The following is a 19812-nucleotide window of genomic DNA, read 5'->3' as shown; positions in this document are numbered from 1 at the left end:
CCAAACCAAGCCAGTTGTCACTGACATTCAATGTTCAGTGACATTCAAATGCGGCGGCCAAACGGCCGGTCCATTCAACGTGCCGCCAGATTGGCCGGAAAGATCGAGCATGTTTCGGTGCCGAAAGCCAGCAGCTTGCCGCTGGCGTCGTTCAGCGCCGCTTCCGAAACCGTCAGCGTGCGGCCCTTGTGCACCACTTTGCCCTCGCATACCACCTCGCCCGTCCTTGGCGTGATCGGCCGCGTCAAATTCACTTTGAACTCGGCCGTCGCATGGGCCTCGCTCACCTGCGAAATGGTGCCAAGGCCGAGCGGCGAAACGTTTTCGGGATCAGGTTCAACTTCGCTCATCTGGTGGTTTCCCCGGTGGCGGTTTCCCCGGCGCTTGCCTTGCCGGATTCATGGCCGGGTGAATGATGCCTGCGCAGGGCGGCAAGAAACCCGGCGCGGGCGCCAGGAGGCTCGATGCCGCGCGGTTCGTAGACATGGCGGGTCAAAAAGAAGCCGGTCAGCCGGAAGGCGTCCTCGATCGCCGCCGGATCGGCGCGCAGCCCGGAGCCGCGCTGCAGGAAGGCAGGCAGCGCCAGCATCTTGTCGCGCCACGGCGCGCCCGCCGCCCGCGACACGGCCCGGCCGGATTTCGGCGAGACATAGGCAAGGTCCTGCCTGGTGCCGGTCGCCGCACACTGGCTGAGATCGAGGCCGAAACCGAGTTCGTCGAGTACCAGCAGCTCGAAGCGGGCCACCAGCTCGCCGGCGGCATCGGCATCGTCGAGATGAGCGATCATCACCGCAAGCGTCTCGTAAAGGCCGCCATGGGCGTCACGCTCAGGCAGAAGACGCAAATGCGCGGCCATCGTCTGCAGGCCGTAAACGGCAACGGCGCTGTCCATCAGCCGGGCGGCGTTCATCTCGATAGCCTCGACCTGGAAGGTGCCGAGATGCTCGTCGAGCCGCGCCCGCCACAACAGGTCGACGCGATTGCCCGGCTGCAAGACCGGCTGCTGCTTGCGCGAACGGCCGCCGCGCACGAGACCGAGATGGCGGCCATGCGCGCGCGTCATCACCTCGAGAATGGCGCTGGTTTCGCCATGCTTGCGGGTGCCGAGAATGATTCCCTCGTCGTGCCATTCCATGACGAGAGCTTGTCACCGGTTGGATGGCGAAATCAAGATGAGCGACTATCCGCCGCCAAACCAAAACGGCCCGTAGCGATACGCTACGGGCCGTTTTTTGCGAGATCGTCGTTTGATCAGAACGAGCGCTGGAAGCGGAAGATGCCGCCGATTGCGTCGGCATCGTCGGCATCGAAATTGTCGTAATAATCGACTTCGGCGGTGATCGTGTAACCAGGAACGAGGGTGTAGGCGACGTTGGCCGCAACGGCGAAGTCTTGGTCGTCGGTATAGGAGACCTGGGCGTTCAAAGAGGTCTTCTTGTTGACGGCATAGCTGCCGCCGCCCCAGACGGCAAAGTTGCCAGTCCACGGCTTGTAGAAGTTCTTCGCGACGTTGTCGTCGCTGCCGTAGCCCGCCATCACGAACAGGGTCAGGTCACTAATCGGCTTGACGTCGAGGCGAACTTTGCCGGCCCATTCTTCCGACGTGCTGTTATAGGCGCCGACCGCGGCGATCGCACCCCAGTCGCCCTTGTATTTCACGCCGCCGACGACAAACGGAACGTAGCTGTCGATCGACTGGTCAGCGCCGGAGCCCGTTTCGACCGAGGCGACTGCCGTAAAGCCATTACCGCCGTCGAAATAGTAACTGATCAGGTTGGTGTCCTTGGTGCCGTAAGGAATGATAGTGTCCTGGACGACGCTGCCGGCGTAACCGATGAACGAATCATAGACAGTCTCATCCTTACCGACGCGGAAACCTCCAAGCTGGATCCAGGCGAAGTTCAGGGTAACCGCCTTGTTGTCCTGCACGCTGAAATCAACACCGCTCACGGTGTGTTTGGTGTTGCCGAAGTTGAAACGGGTCTCGGTATAGGTCTTCAACGTGCCTAGCTCGGTTTCCTGGCCGGTCCACGTCTTCAAATTGAAGCGGGCATTCTTGTTCCAGGTCTGCTGCTCGTCACCGTCCATAAGGTCATGTGTCGTCGCGCCATCGAAAACGCGGCCGGCGTCGCCGAAGCTGGCGTCATAGCGGACATAGCCGCCGATGCGCAGGCAGGTCTCGCTGCCGGGAATGTAGAAGTAGCCGGCGCCGTAGACGTCGCAGATCTTGACGTATTCGGCGGGTTCCGGCTCGGCGACCACAACAGCGTCGGCGGCGCGCGCACCGGAGACCGCGACGAATGCCGCGGCTGAGCCGAGAAGAAGGCTCTTGATATTCATTTTCTGACCTCTCCAGTCAAAGTTAAAAATGGCTTTGGTTTCATGGGTTGAACGGCTGAACGCCTCACCCACGTCGAAAAAGGCGCGCACCGCACCCCCTCCTCAGGCGGCGAACATACTCGTCAGCATTCCAGTCTCAATGACGATTCCAGAAATAATCAATGTTTGTACAACAGAATAAATTCATGTTGCACAAATATCACTTCATATTTTCTTCACATTTGCCCCGTCACAAACGAGACCATGTCACAATTGTACAAAAATATACTTATGGCATTAGCCGGCAAGCCGATACGAATCCGACATACATTCCTTTTACGTGTTCTTTTTTGGATAGACTTCTAACGTTGGCAGCGAGATCAAGGCGACTTCGCCATCGCTGCGTTCTGTGCGGCAAGAACGACTTCCGCCACCAGATCCCGTTTGAGCATTTCAATGGGAGTACGTCCGGCGAGGCCGGGCGCGGGGCCGATCAGCCACGACCAGGCATGCCGTGGATCGGGCATCGCGGATAACACTTCCTTGATACCCGGCGCTGGCCTGCCGTCGATGAACTGGGCTAGGGGAAATACATGTTTGCGGCCACCGGTGCGCAACGCAACGACCGTGCCGCTCCGCTGCCAGCGATGCAGGGTCGAGCGCGATATGCCGAGATTTTGCTGCAGGAACGTCGACCCGGCGACCCGACCGGCCCAGTCCTCGACCCGCATCGAGTCGAGGTCGCCCGTTCCGGCCAGGCGTTGGATGTCTGCCCCTTGGCCTTCGTGCGCCGTCGACAGATGCGCCGGGCACGGCGTTCCGCAGCTTCGGCTGCCAATATCCGCACGAAACGCGACGCCATGCCGGGTAATCTTTCCTGCATGGTGTCGATCGCACTGATGTCGGTCGGCGCAAGCAAAGCGACGGCGGCGGCAACGGCGCCGGCGACCCTGCCCGCTGCAACGACCGCATCGCTGTTCGTCACCTTGCCTTGCCGCGCCAGCACGCGCTCGATCTCAACAGCGACGGCGTTTGCAAACTCGATCTGACGGATGGGGTCGATGCGATTCCAAGTCCCGGTCATGTCCTGATCTGGCTGTTTGCCTGCCGGTTCCGGTTTGCTCGGAAGCGGGTCTTTCGCACAGCCTATAGGCAGGGTGTATGACGGAGAGACGACAAACGGTAACCATGCTCGATCGCAGTATCGGCAGGAGTTCCAGCCGGTCAGCTGGCCTGTTTTGCATGAAGTATCGGAAATTTCTCAGAAACCGCTCAGAATTTCCCGTCGCGCCGGTACCAATGAGGAACGGGTCGACGACGTGGTCGACGCATGGCCTCCCGGAATGACTCGGCCGTTGTTCAAAATGCAAAGTCGACCAAGCGGGCAGCCCGGCGACCGCTCAGAATCCTGAGGCGGCCAACAGGCCGCTCTGCGGATCGCCCAAACAGGCTCAGTGCGGAAATTCGAGCCCCATTTCACGGTAGCGCTCGGGATCGTCGCCCCAGTTCTCGCGCACCTTGACGAACAGGAAGAGGTGCACCTTCTGCTCGAGTATGCCTGCGATTTCCATGCGCGCGGCCTGGCCGATGGCGCGGATCGTCTCGCCCTTATGGCCGAGCACGATCTTCTTCTGGCTGTCACGCTCGACATAGATTGTCTGGTCGATGCGCACCGAGCCGTCCTTCTTCTCTTCCCATTTCTCGGTCTCGATGTGGGAGGAATAAGGCAGTTCCTGATGCAGCCTGAGATAGAGCTTTTCGCGGGTGATCTCGGCCGCGAGCTGGCGCATCGGCAGGTCGGAGATCTGGTCCTCCGGATAGTACCAGGGGCCGGCCGGCAAGGTCTCGGCGAGATAGTCGAGCAGGTCCTTGCAGCCGGACCCGGTCAGCGCCGAAACCATGAAGGTGCGCTTGAACGGCACCCTTTCGTTGGCTGCCGCCGACAATGCCAGCAACGTCTCGTGCTTGACCCGATCGACCTTGTTGAGGATCAACACCATCGGCTGCCGGACATCCTTCAGCCGCTCGAGGATGGCGTCGGCATCGCCCCGGATGCCGCGCTCGGCATCGATCAAGAGAAGCACGATATCGGCGTCCTTGGCACCGCCCCACGCTGTGGTCACCATCGCGGTGTCCAGCCGGCGCTTCGGCTTGAATATGCCCGGCGTGTCGACGAAGACGATCTGCGCGTTGTTGTGGGTGGCAATGCCGCGCACGATAGCGCGCGTGGTCTGCACCTTGTGCGTCACGATCGACACCTTGGCGCCGACCAATTGGTTGACCAGCGTCGATTTCCCCGCATTGGGCGCGCCGATCAGCGCGACGAAGCCGGAGCGGGTAGCGGGAGCTTCTGTTGCCGGAGCTTCGGTGGCGGTCATGCGGCACTCCCTTGATTGAGCCAGACGCCTTCCCGCTGCAGAAGTGCCGCGGCTGCAGCCTGCTCCGCCTCGCGCTTGGAGCGCCCGTTGCCGGTCGCCGGCGGATAGGCGCCAACCTTGACACTGACGGTGAACAGCGGATCGTGGTCCGGTCCCTCGCGGCTGTCGATTATGTAAACCGGCACTGCGCCTGCCGCCTGATGCGCCCATTCCTGGAGTTCGGTTTTCGCATCGCGACGGGCGGCGTCAATGGCTTGCGAGCGCGGCTGCCAGTATTTGTGGATGAAGGCACGAGCCGCTTCCAACCCTCCGTCGAGATAGAGCACGGCGATCAGCGATTCCAATGCATCGGCGCGCAGATTGACGCGCTTGCGCCCGTCGAGGCCGCGTACGTCCGAACCGGCGCGAATAAGTTCCGGCAGGCCGATCTCCTCGGCAATTTCCGCCAGGGCTTCAGCGTTGACCAGAGCGTTCAATCTCAGCGACAGCTCACCCTCGGCGGCGTCGGGAAATGCCGCCAGCAGCATATCGGCAACGACAAGGCCGAGAACGCGGTCGCCCAGGAATTCGAAACGTTCGTAGTCGATGCCGGCGTGACTGCCGCGAGCGCTGGCATGGGTCAGCGCCCGCTGCAGGCGCTGATGGTCGCCAAAACTGTGGCCGGTGCGCTCCCTGAGCGCCTCGGCGAGCGCATCGGCGGTCAGCCGTTTCGTCGCCGCCATGGCCCTAATTGACGAAATGGAACAGGCGCGAGGCGCGCATCAGCGACGGCCATTTCCAGATTTCGAGCGGGCTGGCGCTGCCGCCGATCGAGAAGAAAATGAGGTTGGCGCGGCCGACCAAATTCTCGTCCGGCACGAAGCCGACGGTGAAGCGGCTGTCCGACGAGTTGTCGCGATTGTCGCCCATCATGAAATAGTGACCGGGCGGCACCTTGAACTCTTTGGTATTGTCGCCGATCGAAGCCTGCGTCAGGTCGAGCGTGTCGTAGCTGACGCCGTTCGGCAGCGTCTCGCGATAGACATCGACCGGCCCGTTCTCCTCGGTGATGTCGCGGTTGTCGATCTGCCCGACCTTGACGCGCGGCACGCCCACGTCATTGATGAAGAGCTGGCCATCCTTGACCTGGATCTTGTCGCCCGGCAGGCCGACGACGCGCTTGATATAATCGACAGAAGGATCCGGCGGAAACTTGAACACCACCACGTCGCCGCGCTTCGGCTCTGAGCCCCAGATGCGGCCCGAAAAGATGTTCGGCCCGAACGGCAGTGAATAGCGGGAGAAGCCGTAGGACCACTTGGTGACGAAGAGATAGTCGCCTTCGAGCAAAGTCGGCCGCATCGACCCGGACGGGATCGAGAACGGTTGGAACAGGAGCGTGCGGATGACCAGCGCAAGCAGCAGGGCCTGGACGATGACGCTGACGGTTTCGCCAAGTCCGCCGGATTTCTTCTGGGTTTTTTCAGCCACGCTCATGTCGTCCTCGATTGTGCGTTGGATGGTATAGAGTCTCGGCGCGCGCTGGGCAACGTCATGCCGGTGGTCAGATGCAATCAATGTGGCGCTTCTTCGACCGGCAACGCTTCAATGATCACAAAGGCTTGAGCGAGCGGAAAATCATCGGTGATGGTGAGGTGGATCACCGCGCGGTGCCCTTCAGGTAGAATTTCGTCCAGCCGCGCTGCCGCCCCATTGGTCAGCGCCATGGTCGGCTTGCCGCTGGCCAGGTTGACGACCCCCATGTCGCGCCAGAACACACCCTGCGCCAGACCGGTACCCAGTGCCTTGGCGCAGGCTTCCTTGGCAGCGAAACGCTTGGCGTAGGAGGCCGCACGCGCCGCGCGGTTTTCGGACCGCGCCTGTTCGATCTCGGTGTAGATGCGCTGGATGAAGCGTTGGCCATGGCGTTCCAGCGACTTCTCGATGCGTCTGATGTCGATGAGGTCGCTGCCAATACCGATAATCATTCGGCAGGAACTTCCGGCCCGGTTTTTCCAGCCTTTGCCGCTCTTTCGGCCAGCCGCTTGCGGCGCTGCTCGTGGAAAGTGACCATGCCCCAGCGGGTGATGCCGTAAAACAGCAGGCCGAAAACCAGGCCGAGCGGTATTGCGCCGATCGTCATCGGCTTCAGCACCGGTCCCCACAATTGCGCAAAGGAAAGATTATGCAGCATGTCGCCGAGATGCGCGGGCGGGCCATGCGCCGGCAGGTGTTCATGCAGGATCAGCTTGCCGACCTCCCAGGAGGCGGCCCATAGCAGCGGAAAGGTCAGGGGGTTGCCGAAGACCGTGCCGAGTGCTGCCGCGACCAGATTGCCGGCGATCAGCCAGCACAGGATGGCAGCAATGATGAAGTGAAAGCCAAGCGGGAAAAACGACGCGAATACGCCCGCCGCAACACCGGCGGCCACGGCATGCGGCGTGGCCCGAAGCCGCAGGATGCGTTTGGAGAAATACCGCAGCGAGCGCGAGAACGAGCGGCGCGGCCACAAATAAGTACGCACCCGCTCGAAAAAACCATCAGGCTTGCGCCGTCGAAAAAGCACTCTGTTCCTGTTCCTAGTTCCGTCGATGGCTTCACGCCGGCCTTTCCAGCCAGGCGCGACAGCCTATGCTGCGCTCTGCGGTCGCCGAAAAGCAACTACGACTTTGATATAGCGATGCGCTGGCCGAAGAACAACGAGGCCGAGGGCATCCGCTCGGTGGCCGGTCGCGCCAGCCTTGGGTATCGCCGTTCTGAACAGGGCATGATCGCGGCGAATTTAAGGAGCGTCACTTAGGATCGATATTCGCTGACCTCGACGAGGTTGCCGTCCGGATCGCGGAAATAGACCGACATCATCGCGCCCCGAGCGCCGACACGCTCGACCGGGCCGACCTCTATCACCACACCATTGGCGGCGAGGTTGGCACATATCTCGGCGAGCGGCCGGGCAGCAATCAAGCAGAAATCTCCGGAGCCCGGCGTCGGCGCCTTGGCCTTCGGCTCGAAGGTACGCCCGACCTGATGCACATTGATCTTCTGCGTTCCAAACAGCAGCGCCGTTGGTCGGTCCGGCTCGTCGAGGCGCTTGAAGCCAAGCACGCGCTGATAGAAGGCGCAGGTATCGTCCACCGAACGAACTGTCAGCACGAAATGATCGATGCCGGCAATCACGGCAGCGCCTCTTGACTTGTTTTTATGCATGTCGTTGTCCCAAAACCGCCGCACACTTTTGGGCGACATGCATTAGATATTGCGGCTGCCCGGCTTGATCGCCGGTATGGCGGCGAGCTCGGGCGGCAGCCTGTCGGCCGGATAGGCCGGAACTTCATATTCGGCGAGCGCGATCAGCGGCACGCCGACATCGGTCTTGCCGGCCGAGCGGTCGATGATGCACGCAGCGGCAACGACATCGGCGCCAAGTGCGCGCAGACAGTCGATGGTCTCGCGGATCGACAGGCCGGTGGTGACGATGTCCTCGACAATGACAACGCGCGATCCCTTGGCGATCTCGAAGCGGCGCAGCCTGAACTCGCCCCCTTCCCGCTCGACCCAGATCGCCGGCGCACCAAGATGGCGCGAGGTCTCATAGGCCGGGATCAGCCCGCCGATCGCCGGGCCGACGACGTAGTCGATCCTGCCGGGCACGCCAGTGCGGATCTTTTCGGCGAGCGCCTTGCACAAGCGCTCAGTCTTGTCGGCATGCATGAAAACGCGCGCCTTCTGCAGGAAGACCGGGCTGCGCAGGCCCGATGTCAGGATGAAATGCCCTTCGAGAACGGCGCCGGCCTCGCGGAAAATGCCCAGCACTTCATCGGTGTTCATCGTTCACTCCATGTCCATGGTGAATGGTGAATGGTGAATGGTGAATGGTAGTGAGAGCACCCTCTTCACTATTCACTATTCACTATTCACTATTCACTATTCACTATTCACTATTCACTATTCACTATTCACCCATTCACGCGCCTTGCGTCACTGACGCTCGAATTGTCCTTTAGCTGCGACAGCAGCCGGTTCAAGTGCTTGAGGTCCCACACTTCGAGATCGATCAGCATTTCGGTGAAATCGGGCGCGGTGCGCACCATCGACAAAGTGTGGATGTTGGCGTCGTTGGATGCGACGACCTGTGCAATATCAGCCAGCGAACCCGGCGCGTTGATGGCGGTGACCGAGACGCGCGCCGGGAACCGCTCCTTGGTGCGCTCGTCAATGTCCCAGCGCACGTCGATCCAGCGCTCGGGCTGGTCGTCAAAGGCCTGCAGCGCCGGCGACTGGATCGGATAGATGGTGATACCGGTTCCTGGCTGCACGATGCCGACGATGCGATCGCCAGGCACCGCCCCTTCCGGCGCGAAGCGCACCGGCAGATCGCCGCGCACACCGCGGATCGGCACCGCGTCGTCGCGCGGCTGGTTCTTGTCCTTGCGTGCGGCGCGGCCCGGAATCTGGAACAGCATGCCGGCGGCGTTGCGGATCTTCGACCAGCCTTCCTCGCGCTGCTTGGGCGCGACCAGCGTGACACGCTCGTCCTTGTAGTCGGGAAACACCGCCTTCATGACATCGGTGGAGGCAACTTCGCCTCGGCCGACCGCGGCCAGCACATCCTCGATGTCCTTGCGCGCCAGCCGGTGCAGCACCGGCTTCAGGCTTTCCTTGGTGAAGGTCTTGCCGGACCGTTCGAAGGCGCGCTCCAGAATGCGGATACCGAGACCCGAATATTGCTTGCGAATGGCGTTCTTGGTGGCGCGGCGGATGGCCGAGCGTGCCTTGCCGGTGACGACGACCGATTCCCACGCCGCCGGCGGGACCTGCGCCTTCGAGCGGATGATCTCGACCTCGTCGCCGTTCTTCAGCTCCGTCATCAGCGGCATGATGCGGCCATTGACCTTGGCGCCGACGCAAGTGTCGCCGACGTCGGTGTGGACGGCATAGGCAAAGTCGATCGGCGTGGCGCCGCGCGGCAGCGCGATCAGCATGCCCTTCGGCGTGAAGCAGAATACCTGGTCCTGAAACAGTTCCAGCTTGGTGTTTTCGAGGAAGTCCTCGGGATTGTCGCCTTCGGCAAGCTGCTCGATGGTGCGCCGCAGCCAGGCATAGGCATTGGTTTCCTTCGAGATCGCATGGGCGGCACCATTCATCTTGCCACCGGTATCCTTATAGATCGAATGAGCGGCGACGCCGTATTCGGCGATCTTGTTCATTTGATAGGTGCGGATCTGCAATTCGACGCGCTGGCGCGACGGGCCGACGATGGTGGTGTGGATCGAGCGGTAGTCGTTCTGCTTCGGCGTGGAGATGTAGTCCTTGAAGCGGCCGGGCACCATCGACCAGGTGGTGTGGATGGCGCCGAGCGCCCGGTAGCAGTCCTCGACGGTATCGACGACGACGCGAAAGCCGAAGATGTCGGACAGCTGCTCGAAGGACAACGCCTTGGCTTCCATCTTGCGGAACACCGACCACGGCTTCTTCTGCCGGCTCTTGACCTCGGCCTTGATCGAATATTTGTCGAACAGCGCGGAGAGCGCCTTCTCGATCTCCGACAGCACGCCCTTGTTGCGCTCGAAGATTTCGGCCAGCCGTGCGGTGACGGCGCGGTAGGCTTCCGGATTGATGAAGCGGAAGGCAATCTCCTCCAGCTCCTCGCGCATGCCTTGCATGCCCATGCGGCCGGCCAGCGGCGCGTAGATGTCCATCGTCTCTTCGGCGATGCGCAGGCGCTTGGCTTCCGGCACGTGGTCGAGCGTGCGCATATTGTGCAGGCGGTCGGCGAGCTTGACCAGAAGCACGCGCACGTCTTCCGAGATCGCCAGCAACAGCTTGCGCAGGTTCTCCGCCTGCTCGGCCTTCTTCGAGACGAGGTCGAGCTTCTTCAGCTTGGTCAGGCCCTCGACCAGCTTGCCCATTTCCGGGCCGAACAATTCGTCGATCTCGGCCCTGGTCGCCGTGGTGTCCTCGATCGTGTCGTGCAGCAAGGCAACGGCGATCGTCGCCTCGTCCATGTGCATTTCGGTGAGGATGGCGGCGACTTCGAGCGGATGCGAGAAATACGGGTCGCCGGAGGCGCGTTTCTGGTGGCCATGCTTCTGCATGGCGTAGACATAGGCCTTGTTGAGCAGCGCCTCGTTGACGTCAGGCTTGTAGCGCTGGACGCGCTCGACAAGCTCATACTGACGCATCATGGGCGGGATCTCGCAATGCTGAAATGAATCATGCGCCGCACTGGCGTACGGCGCATGTCATAGATAGCCACGAAACTGCCGACGCGAAAGTGTCGGCAGTTGTCGCTAAGATCAATAATCGTCGCTTTTTTCCGGCGGCACCAGGCCTTCGATGCCGGCCAACAGGTCTTCTTCGGTCATGCGATCGAAGGTGACGTTGTCCTCGGCGTCGTCGGCATCGGTGGCTGCAACGGCGCTGCCGGTCTGGTCGGCAATCGCCTCGCCATCGGCTTCCGGCTCATCGACCTCGACATGCTTCTGCAGCGAATGGATGAGATCTTCCTTGAGGTCGTCCGGCGACAGCGTCTCTTCGGCGATTTCGCGGAGCGCAACGACCGGGTTCTTGTCGTTGTCGCGCGGTACGGTGATCTGCGCGCCCTGGCTGATCTGACGGGCGCGGTGGCCGGCCAAGAGCACCAGCTCGAAGCGGTTGTCGACCTTGTCGATGCAATCTTCAACGGTTACGCGGGCCATGAGTTGCCCCTTTCATGCCTGGATTTGATGGAAAACAGGCGCGGTCCATAACCCGAACGCCGCCAAAATACAAGCTTTTATGGCGGTGCGCAGCTCTGACGCGGGCCGCCTGCGACGACACAGCGCCGATCACAATTGCTTGCGGTGCGGCATGGTGCCTTGGATTGCCGTAAAACTGGCGTTATCTCGAACGATGAAGGCCAACAGGTCTATTATCAGACCGGCCGATAGTCGCCACGCATTTAGACGACCGCTTATTTCGAAAAAGGACATTTTCCATGTTCGATCCTCGTGAAAAAATCGCTCTCTTTATCGACGGTGCCAATCTCTACGCCACCTCGCGCGCGCTGGGCTTTGACATCGATTACCGCAAACTTCTGGCGAGCTTCCAGAAACGCGGCTATCTGCTGCGCGCTTATTACTACACCGCGCTGGTCGAGGATCAGGAATACTCCTCGATACGACCGCTGATCGACTGGCTCGACTATAACGGCTTCAAGGTGGTGACCAAACCGGCCAAGGAATTCACCGACTCGACCGGCCGGCGCAAGATCAAGGGCAATATGGATATCGAGCTGACCGTCGATGCGCTCGAGCTTGCCGATGTCGTCGACCATTATGTCATCTTTTCGGGCGACGGCGATTTCCGCACGCTGGTCGAGGCGCTGCAGCGGCGCGGGCGCAAGGTGTCGATCGTCTCGACCATGGCTTCGCAGCCGCCGATGATCTCCGACGATCTGCGCCGCCAGGCCGACCATTTCATCGACTTGATGACGCTTAAGAATGAAGTCGGCCGCGATCCGTCGGAGCGGCCGGTGCGCCGGCCCGAACCGGCCGAAGTCGACGAGGAAGACTATTGACGGTCGTTGCCTTGACCGCGCCCCTGGTCGTCTCTCCCGAACCCGATCGCGATTGCCCGCTCTGCCCGCGGTTGCACGACTTCATCGCCGAGTGGCGGCGGCGCGAGCCGTCCTGGTTCAACGCGCCGGTGCCGACCTTTTTGCCGCCGGAAGGCGAGGATGCGGTGCGGTTGCTGATCGTCGGGCTGGCGCCGGGCCTGCGCGGCGCGAACCGGACGGGACGCCCCTTCACCGGCGATTTTGCCGGCGACCTGCTCTACAACACGCTGATCGCGCACGGCTTTGCGCGCGGCGAATTCAAAGCGCGACCAGATGACGGGCTGGAGCTTGTCGGTACGGCGATCACCAATGCGGTGCGCTGCGTGCCGCCGGAGAACAAGCCGGTTGGCGCCGAGATAGCGACTTGCCGGACGTTCCTGGTGCCGACGATCGCACGGTTTTCAAATCTGCGCGCGGTGCTGGCGCTTGGCTCGATCGCGCACCAGTCGACCGTGCGGGCGCTCGGCCAACGCGTTGCCGCCTATCCGTTCCGGCATGGTGGGCAGCAGCAGGCCAATGGCATCACGCTGTTTTCCAGCTATCATTGCTCGCGCTACAACACCAATACCGGCGTGTTGACGGAAGCGATGTTCGTCAACGTCTTCAGTCAGATAGAAGCTTTTCTGAAGACATAGAGTCGGACGACGCCCGCCAGGGCACGAGCCCTAGATTCGGGCGATCGCGAACAACCAGGCCAGGAGATCCAGCAACCACAGAAACAGTGCAAGCTGCAGCGCGACGCGCAGGCGTTGGATGATCCGCCAATTGCTGGCCATGTCGGATTTTGATGCGCAGCGCAAGCGCTCGGTGCATCCCGTCCAGGGTTGCGGGACGGTGCTGATCGACGAAGTCCTGGAGCAGCTTCTCTGGATCGAAACGGAACGTATAGTTATAATACGGCCAAACCATAATCGCGACCAGCAGCCCGATAAGAAAAAGCAATATCAGCGCCAGCCAGTCCCAGGGCCCCACGCCATCCAGGAGCGCCCTGCCTCCGAGGAGAGAACTCGCGAACGCGGTTGCGAAGATCAGATTGCCGGCGCGCGTATTGAGACTTTCAACCACGCCCTGCTGGTGCTGGAGGCCACGCACCGCCTCCGCATAGACAAATGCCAGGCGGGGGTCGCCGCCGTCCATCGCAGCAGGCGGGGCGTTGCTGTCATTGGTTGATGAAGGTCGCTCCGGCATCAAATGTACTTAGCACGGCGCCGCCTGCGATATGAATAGCCACAAGGGGAACGCATCGTCGCTCTGTCTTCGTGCCATCGAGGGTGTTTTGGTGGACAGGAATAGCATCAATCCGACGCTGTCGCTTCAGGCGCTGCGGCAAACAATGCGGCCAGCGTCGCAGGTCCGCCCTGGAGAACATTCAAGTCGACGTCCCCGCTGATGCCGTCGACGCGGCCCCGGTTGTGGTACTGCCAGTAGATCCAGTCGTCATGGCCCGGCCGCAGCGCCAGCGAACGCAGCCAGCGCGGGCGGCCGGCTAGCTGCCCGGCATAGGCTTGTGCCGCCTCGTCGGTCACATAGAGGATCGCCGTCTTGCCGAACGCCGCCTCGACCGGGCCGAGGAAGGCGGAAAGCTCGGAGTTCAGCTGTTCGGGGGTTGGCCGCTGCGGGCAATTGCCGCCGAACTCGATGTCTACCACCGGCGGCAGCAAAGGCTGATCGTGCGGCACCACCGAGATGAAGTTGCGTGCCTGATCCGCACCCGGTCTGCAGAAGGTGAAGAAATGATAGGCACCGACGGCAAGACCGGCGGCGCGGGCCGCGCGCAAATTGGCGGCGAAGGCATCGTCGACATGATCGCCGCCTTCCGTCGCCTTGATCACGGCGAACGCGACATCGTCGGCGGCAACACGCCGCCAGTCGATCTGCCGCTGATGATGGGAGACGTCGATGCCCCTGACCGGATATTTGTCGCGGTCCGGAGAAAACGTCTGGAAGTAGGTATAGCCGCCGGCCAGAACGAGGCCCGCCACGAGCAGACCGGCCGCGCCCCATAAGACGATCCGGTTTTTCAAACGAGACCTACCCCTTTTTGTCCGCCCTGCCCGCCGCTATGGCTCCGGGCGTTCGTCGCTCGAAAAGCCAAATCGCTGGCTTTTCGTCCGCTTCGCGGACCGCGCCTCACCCTCGCTCCTTCAGCAGCCGGCCCTTCTCGCGCGACCAGTCGCGCTGCTTTTCGGTCTCGCGCTTGTCGTGCAGCTTCTTGCCGCGGCCAACGGCGAGCAACAGCTTGGCACGGCCTTGGTCGTTGAAGTAGATCTTCAGCGGCACCAGCGTCATGCCTTCGCGGTCGACGCTTTGCGCCAGCTTGGCCATCTCACGCTTGTTGAGCAGCAGTTTGCGGCGGCGGCGCGGCTCATGGTTGAAGCGGTTGGCCTGCAGATACTCCGGCAAATAGGAGTTGATCAGCCAGATCTCGCCGCCCTCGACCGAGGCGTAGCTGTCCTGGATATTGGCCTGGCCCTGGCGCAGCGATTTCACTTCCGTACCGGTCAGCACCAGGCCGGCCTCGATCGTGTCGAGCACCTCATAGGAAAACCGCGCCTTGCGGTTTTCCGCAACGGTCTTGTTGTTTGGATCGGCTTTTCTGACTTGATTCATGATGCGGAGAGGTGGCGCCTCATCCTTAGTTTATCAAGCCGGCGTGCTTCATCGCCGCGTCGATCTTCTCGGCGGTCGACGGCTCGACCGTCATTAGCGGCGAGCGCAGCACGTTCTCGACCTTGCCCAGCTTCGACAGCGCATATTTCGCGCCGGAAACGCCGGGCTCCATGAAAATCGCCTTGTGCAGCGGCAACAGACGGTCCTGCAGGTCGAGCGCCTTGGCGCTGTCGCCGGAAAGCGTTGCCTCCTGGAATTCAGCGCAAAGCCTGGGTGCGACATTTGCCGTCACCGAAATACAGCCGACGCCGCCATGCGCGTTGAAGCCGAGCGCCGAGGCGTCTTCGCCGGAGAGCTGGATGAAATCCTTGCCACAGGTGGCGCGCTGCTCCGAAACCCGCTCGACCTTTCCGGTGGCATCCTTGACGCCGACGATGTTCTTGAAGTCATGCACCAACTGGCCCATCGTCTCGGGGCTCATGTCGACCACCGAGCGCGGCGGAATGTTGTAGATGATGATCGGCAGGCTGGTTGCCTTGGCGACGGCGGCGAAATGCGCATAGAGGCCGCGCTGTGTCGGTCTGTTGTAATAGGGCGTGACAACAAGGGCCGCGTCGGCGCCCGCCTTCTCGGCATACTGGACCAGGCCGACCGCCTCTTCGGTGTTGTTGGAGCCGGCGCCGGCGACGACCGGAACCCGGCCCTTGGCGACCTCGATGCAAACCTTGACGACTTGGCGGTGCTCGTCATGCGACAGCGTCGGCGACTCGCCGGTGGTGCCGACCGGGACCACGCCCGTCGTGCCTTCGGCGATCTGCCAGGTGATGAACGCGCGAAAGGCTTTCTCGTCGAAACGGCCGCTCTTTTCGAACGGTGTGACGAGCGCGGTCAGCGAGCCTCTTAGCATGTCGTCCAACTCCTTGGGACTAGCGCATGACCCCGAAAATCGCAGTCGATTTCGGAAAGGGTTATGCGCCAAATTTAAATTGCTACAACGTCCTTTGCGCGTCTGAGAAGACCCGCGGCGCTGTAGGTGTTTGTCGTGCGCGCCTTCTAGCCGAAAGCGAAGCGGCGCACCATAGTCTCGACATTGTTGCGCGGCAAGCATTGCGCCAGCAATTGCAATTCGAACGACCTCGATAAGGTTTTCTTTACGGGCCCTTCATCACAGACGAATAGGCTGCAGTTCATCTGTGCCAGTGGTAGCTCGAAGAATAGGAAATGACCAAATCCATGCCGACCAGGCGGCCTCGTCTTTTCGCGCTTCTCGGCGCGATCGTTGTGCTGGTCCCCGGCGCGGCGATCGGCGGCAGCGTCGATGGGCAGGTCACGTCGGCGATCCCGATGACGGAGCCGCAGAACGATGCACTGCAGCAGTCCCCTTCGCCATCCGCCAGCGTCGCGGCGCTGAAGAGCGGTCTCGATGCGCTGGCGGCAAACGACATTCAGCGCGCGCGCCAGGTGCGTGAAGCGCTGCCGGCCAAATCGCTCGATCGGCACATCCTTGCCTGGGCGATTGCGCTCTATGGCGGCGACCAGGTGCCGAGCGGCGACATCGCCGACGCCGCGAAGATGCTGCCGAACTGGCCGGGCACGATCGCCTTGCGCAAGAACAGCGAGCGCGCGCTCTATCGCGAGAACCCCGCGCCACAGGTCGTGGTGCGGGCGTTCGACGGCAGCCAGCCGCTGACCTTCGAGGGCGTGGTGATCCTTGCCCGCTCCTATGTAGCGCTAGGCAATACCAAGGCGGCGCGCTCGGTGCTGTCGCCATTCTGGCGCACCGAAAAGCTCGAAGCCGGGGACGAGGCGGCGGTCATCCGCGAGTTCGGCGCGCTGATCCCGGCCGCCGACCATCGCTTCCGCATGGAGCGCATGTTTTATGCCGACCGGGTCGCTTCGGCGCTACGCGTCGCCGGTCTCGCCGGCGCCCAGCAATTGGCCGACGCCTGGGCGGCGGTCAGCAAGGGCGACAAGAACGCGGCCAAGCTGCTGAAGGCGGTGCCGGCAGCGCAGCGGGCGGTCGGCTATCTCTTTGTCGAAGCCGAATATCTGCGCAAGCAACAGAAATTTTCCGACGCGGCCGCGCTGGTGATGAAGGCGCCGGGCGATCGTGACGCTCTGGTCGATGCGGACGCCTGGTGGGTCGAACGCCGGGTGCTGTCGCGCGAGCTGGTCGACCAGGGCGACATGAAGACCGCCTACAGAATAGTCGCCGCGCATGCCGCCGAAAGTCCCGCCAATGCCGCCGAGGCGGAATTCCATGCAGGCTGGTACGCGTTGCGCGGCCTCAACGACCCGAGCACCGCCGCCAAGCATTTTGCGCAAATCGCGGAGCTCGCCCAAGGGCCGATGTCGCTGTCGCGCGCCTATTACTGGCTCGGCCGTGCCGCCGAAGTCGGCGGGCCCGGCAATGCCAAGGATTTTTTCAGCCGTGCCGCCAGCTACGGCACGACCTTTTACGGCCAGCTCGCCGGCGAGCGTGTCGGCCGGCAGACCCTCAATATCGTCTACCCCCAGCCAAGTGCCGCCGACCGCCGGAATTTTGCCACCCGCGAGGCGGTCAGCGCCATCGAGCGGCTGCAGCAGGCAGGCTATGACCGCTATGCCGAAACCCTCTACCGCGACCTTGCCGGGCAGCTGAACAGCCCCGGCGAACTGGCGCTGCTTGCGGTGTTGGCGGAAAGACAAGGCAACCATTTCATGGCGCTGAAGGTCGGCAAGATCGCCGGCGCCCGCGGCATCGACGTCGGCGCGCTGTCGCATCCGCTCGGCGTCATTCCCGACACCGCCAACATTTCCGGCTCGGGCAAGGCGCTGGCCTATGCGATTGCCCGCCAGGAAAGCGAGTTCAACATCGGCGCCGTCTCCAGCGCCGGCGCACGCGGACTGCTGCAGCTGATGCCAGGCACGGCCAAGCAATTGGCGAAGAAGGCCGGCATGACTTTCTCGCAGGCGCGGCTGACCACTGATGCCGGCTACAATGCAACGCTGGGCGCCGCCTTTCTCGGCGAGCAGCTCGGCCGCTTCGACGGCTCCTACGTGCTGACCTTCGCCGGCTATAATGCCGGCCCCGCCCGCGCCGCCCAGTGGGTGACGAAATACGGCGATCCGCGCGGCAAGGACATCGATGCAGTCGTCGACTGGATCGAGCGGATTCCCTATACGGAAACAAGAAGTTACGTTCAGCGCGTGATGGAGAATTACGAGGTCTACAAGATGCGTATCTCCGGCAAGTACGATATTGTCGGAGATCTGGTGAACGGCCGGGGTTAGCCTTTCCTTCTCTCCTTGTGGGAGAAGGTGGCCGAGCGAAGCTCGGTCGGATGAGGGGTGCTCCAGCTTGGTTCCGACAGCGCTCCGTCCAACACCCCCCAACCGTCTCGGCGCTAACGCGCCGATCCACCTTCTCCCACAAGGAGAGAAGGAAGAGCCCCCAATTTGACCGCCCCTGCCCTCGCCTGTAGCAGTCGCAACGATCTGACAGCAGCACGGAATCGAGTGTACATGCCAAACGACGAAGGCTTCTCCGATTTCTTCTACGCCGCGCCGGACGGGCTGTCCCTGCACGCCCGCATCTACGGCGAAGCGAATTCCGGCCGCTGGCCAGTCGTTTGCCTGCCCGGCTTGACCCGCAATTGCCGTGACTTTCACGATTTGGCGCTTTATCTGTGGACGCAGGCGAAGCGTAGGGTTGTCGCTTTCGACTATCGCGGGCGCGGGCAGTCCGCCTACGATGCCGATATCGGCCATTACAATGTCGGCATCGAAGCTGGCGATATTCTCGCCGGGCTGGCTGCGCTGAGCATCGAGGAGGCTGCCTTCATCGGCACGTCGCGCGGCGGACTGATCATCCATGTGCTCGGGGCGATGCGGCCGGCCGTGCTGAAGGCCATCGTCTTCAACGACATCGGCCCGGTGATCGAGGCGCAAGGTCTCGCCCATATCCGCTCCTATCTCGACCTCGCGCCCAGGCCGAAGACGTACGCAGAGGTGGTCCGCGGCGTGCGCAGCACCCATGGCGCGGATTTTGCGGCGCTGACCGATGCGGATTGGGAGCGGATGGCATCAGCCCTCTACCGCGAGACCGAGGAGGGATTTCTGCCCGATTTCGATCCGAAACTGGTCGAGACGCTGGCGGGGCTCGATCCCAGCCGGCCGCTGCCCGATCTTTGGCCACAGTTCGACGCGCTGGCGGCCATCCCGATGCTCGTCATACGCGGCGCCAATTCGAAGCTGCTGTCCGCCGAAACGCTCGAGCAGATGCGGACGCGCCATACCGATATCGAGACGATCACCGCCTACGGCCAGGGGCATGCACCGTTTTTGGAGTCCGGGATCCTGCCGGGCAGGATCGCTGGTTTTTTCGATCGGGCGGAGCGGCGGGGTGGCAGGAAGTAAAGCTCGACCGAGCGAAGTAATTCACGCGCAGGTTTTGCGTCGGTCAAAGCATTCCGACGGCCGTTGACAGTTCCGTTGGAATTAGCGGTGAAATAATTTATCGATGTCGGCGCTGCCCCTCATCCGCCTGCCGGCACCTTTGTAACTTGTTTCTTGCCGACTCTGCTATGAAGGCAGGATAGTGTGCTGAAGGTTCTGCAAAAAGTTTTGGAGAGAGAACGGGGCTTGCTCTGAGGGGCGAGCGGCCATGGCACGGTGGTGACGTTGCGATCACCGATTCCCGTGGAAGGGGAAGTGCCATGACCAATCGAGACGTTAGACTGAGCAGAGGCGAGTTGAAAGCGTTGCTGTTGTCGGATGAGGACGGCTTTCGCCAGGCATTACAGAGTGTCGTGCAGGAGGTTCTTGAAGCCGAGATGACGGAGGCGATCGGGGCCGAGAAAGGGGAGCGGACGGCGGAGCGGACGAGTTACCGGTCCGGCTATTACGAGCGCAAGCTGGTGACGCGGGTCGGGGTGCTGGAGCTTCGCG

At 62.1% G+C, this 19812-nt stretch carries 22 protein-coding genes and 1 pseudogene; 6 read left to right on the top strand and 17 right to left on the bottom strand.

Translation table 11 applies throughout. The annotated features are described in order from the left end of the window. Nucleotides 1-74: 74 nt before the first annotated feature. The 14 genes and pseudogenes from NKH41_RS10600 to rpoZ all read right to left on the bottom strand — a co-directional run bounded on the left by NKH41_RS10600 (nt 75) and on the right by rpoZ (nt 11374). Nucleotides 75-350: a PaaI family thioesterase gene (locus NKH41_RS10600; RefSeq protein ID WP_352771610.1), complete on the bottom strand. Its 276-nt coding sequence runs from the start codon at nt 348-350 to the stop codon at nt 75-77. Next, nucleotides 347-1135: a DNA repair protein RecO gene (gene recO, locus NKH41_RS10595; RefSeq protein WP_352771609.1), complete on the bottom strand. Its 789-nt coding sequence runs from the start codon at nt 1133-1135 to the stop codon at nt 347-349. Before recO ends, NKH41_RS10600 begins: the two co-directional genes overlap by 4 nt. Nucleotides 1136-1251: 116 nt before the next feature. Beyond that, the gene (locus tag NKH41_RS10590; RefSeq protein WP_352771607.1) at nt 1252-2340 is read right to left on the bottom strand and encodes a porin; all 1089 of its coding nucleotides are present in this window, start codon (nt 2338-2340) and stop codon (nt 1252-1254) included. A 359-nt stretch (nt 2341-2699) separates the two neighbouring features. Then, nucleotides 2700-3050: an antitoxin Xre/MbcA/ParS-like domain-containing protein gene (locus NKH41_RS10585; RefSeq protein WP_352771605.1), complete on the bottom strand. Its 351-nt coding sequence runs from the start codon at nt 3048-3050 to the stop codon at nt 2700-2702. Between the two features lie 134 nt (nt 3051-3184). Further along, nucleotides 3185-3403, bottom strand: a pseudogene (locus tag NKH41_RS34140) (antitoxin Xre/MbcA/ParS-like domain-containing protein); the annotation flags it as partial. A gap of 367 nt (nt 3404-3770) precedes the next feature. Continuing rightward, nucleotides 3771-4697: a GTPase Era gene (gene era / locus NKH41_RS10575; protein ID WP_023677765.1), complete on the bottom strand. Its 927-nt coding sequence runs from the start codon at nt 4695-4697 to the stop codon at nt 3771-3773. Further along, nucleotides 4694-5419 carry a ribonuclease III gene (gene rnc / locus NKH41_RS10570; RefSeq protein WP_352449001.1) on the bottom strand — a complete coding sequence of 242 codons (726 nt, stop codon included), beginning with the start codon at nt 5417-5419 and terminating at the stop codon, nt 4694-4696. Before rnc ends, era begins: the two co-directional genes overlap by 4 nt. Nucleotides 5420-5423: 4 nt before the next feature. Further along, nucleotides 5424-6173 carry a signal peptidase I gene (gene lepB / locus NKH41_RS10565; protein ID WP_352471047.1) on the bottom strand — a complete coding sequence of 250 codons (750 nt, stop codon included), beginning with the start codon at nt 6171-6173 and terminating at the stop codon, nt 5424-5426. A 77-nt stretch (nt 6174-6250) separates the two neighbouring features. Then, on the bottom strand, nt 6251-6664 hold the full coding sequence (gene acpS / locus NKH41_RS10560) for a holo-ACP synthase (protein ID WP_023719885.1): 414 nt from the start codon (nt 6662-6664) through the stop codon (nt 6251-6253). After that, a complete protein-coding gene (locus NKH41_RS10555; RefSeq protein ID WP_023677769.1) occupies nt 6661-7242 on the bottom strand; it encodes a DUF2062 domain-containing protein in 582 nt (193 codons plus the stop codon). The genes acpS and NKH41_RS10555 overlap by 4 nt, the downstream gene beginning before the upstream one ends. Nucleotides 7243-7472: 230 nt before the next feature. Beyond that, nucleotides 7473-7883, bottom strand: coding sequence for a VOC family protein (locus tag NKH41_RS10550; protein WP_352471046.1), 411 nt, complete (start codon nt 7881-7883; stop codon nt 7473-7475). 42 nt (nt 7884-7925) lie between these two features. Next, complete coding sequence (pyrE, locus tag NKH41_RS10545) at nt 7926-8504, bottom strand: orotate phosphoribosyltransferase (RefSeq protein WP_352771599.1); 579 nt, start codon at nt 8502-8504, stop codon at nt 7926-7928. A 128-nt stretch (nt 8505-8632) separates the two neighbouring features. Continuing rightward, nucleotides 8633-10861 carry a RelA/SpoT family protein gene (locus NKH41_RS10540; RefSeq protein ID WP_352501814.1) on the bottom strand — a complete coding sequence of 743 codons (2229 nt, stop codon included), beginning with the start codon at nt 10859-10861 and terminating at the stop codon, nt 8633-8635. A 111-nt stretch (nt 10862-10972) separates the two neighbouring features. Beyond that, a complete protein-coding gene (gene rpoZ, locus NKH41_RS10535; protein ID WP_023677773.1) occupies nt 10973-11374 on the bottom strand; it encodes a DNA-directed RNA polymerase subunit omega in 402 nt (133 codons plus the stop codon). 278 nt (nt 11375-11652) lie between these two features. Between rpoZ and NKH41_RS10530 the strand changes: the two genes are divergently transcribed. The 3 genes from NKH41_RS10530 (at nt 11653) to NKH41_RS10520 (ending at nt 13443) form a co-directional block, all read left to right on the top strand. Beyond that, on the top strand, nt 11653-12234 hold the full coding sequence (locus tag NKH41_RS10530) for a LabA-like NYN domain-containing protein (protein WP_023677774.1): 582 nt from the start codon (nt 11653-11655) through the stop codon (nt 12232-12234). Further along, complete coding sequence (locus tag NKH41_RS10525; protein WP_352771598.1) at nt 12231-12908, top strand: uracil-DNA glycosylase; 678 nt, start codon at nt 12231-12233, stop codon at nt 12906-12908. Before NKH41_RS10530 ends, NKH41_RS10525 begins: the two co-directional genes overlap by 4 nt. Before the next feature lie 118 nt (nt 12909-13026). Further along, nucleotides 13027-13443, top strand: coding sequence for a hypothetical protein (locus tag NKH41_RS10520; protein WP_352771596.1), 417 nt, complete (start codon nt 13027-13029; stop codon nt 13441-13443). A 125-nt stretch (nt 13444-13568) separates the two neighbouring features. Here NKH41_RS10520 and NKH41_RS10515 read toward each other — a convergent pair whose 3' ends face one another. The 3 genes from NKH41_RS10515 to dapA form a co-directional block, all read right to left on the bottom strand. Beyond that, entirely contained in the window at nt 13569-14297 is a 729-nt protein-coding gene (locus NKH41_RS10515; RefSeq protein ID WP_352540768.1) for a GH25 family lysozyme, read from the bottom strand. Nucleotides 14298-14403: 106 nt separating this feature from the next. Next, complete coding sequence (gene smpB / locus NKH41_RS10510; RefSeq protein WP_023768487.1) at nt 14404-14883, bottom strand: SsrA-binding protein SmpB; 480 nt, start codon at nt 14881-14883, stop codon at nt 14404-14406. A 25-nt stretch (nt 14884-14908) separates the two neighbouring features. Next, nucleotides 14909-15790 carry a 4-hydroxy-tetrahydrodipicolinate synthase gene (dapA, locus tag NKH41_RS10505; RefSeq protein ID WP_352540767.1) on the bottom strand — a complete coding sequence of 294 codons (882 nt, stop codon included), beginning with the start codon at nt 15788-15790 and terminating at the stop codon, nt 14909-14911. A 326-nt stretch (nt 15791-16116) separates the two neighbouring features. On the opposite strand from dapA, the gene NKH41_RS10500 reads away from it, so the two are divergent. The 3 genes from NKH41_RS10500 to NKH41_RS10490 form a co-directional block, all read left to right on the top strand. Then, on the top strand, nt 16117-18156 hold the full coding sequence (locus NKH41_RS10500) for a lytic transglycosylase domain-containing protein (RefSeq protein WP_352771656.1): 2040 nt from the start codon (nt 16117-16119) through the stop codon (nt 18154-18156). Nucleotides 18157-18387: 231 nt separating this feature from the next. Beyond that, entirely contained in the window at nt 18388-19281 is an 894-nt protein-coding gene (locus NKH41_RS10495; RefSeq protein WP_352771594.1) for an alpha/beta fold hydrolase, read from the top strand. Nucleotides 19282-19580: 299 nt separating this feature from the next. After that, the coding region (locus tag NKH41_RS10490) for a transposase (RefSeq protein WP_352818864.1) at nt 19581-19812 on the top strand (232 nt) is incomplete at its 3' end.

This window comes from Mesorhizobium sp. M1169 (assembly GCF_040318345.1).
In the GTDB taxonomy this organism is placed as follows: domain Bacteria; phylum Pseudomonadota; class Alphaproteobacteria; order Rhizobiales; family Rhizobiaceae; genus Mesorhizobium.
This window is presented reverse-complemented; position numbering and strand designations above follow the sequence as displayed.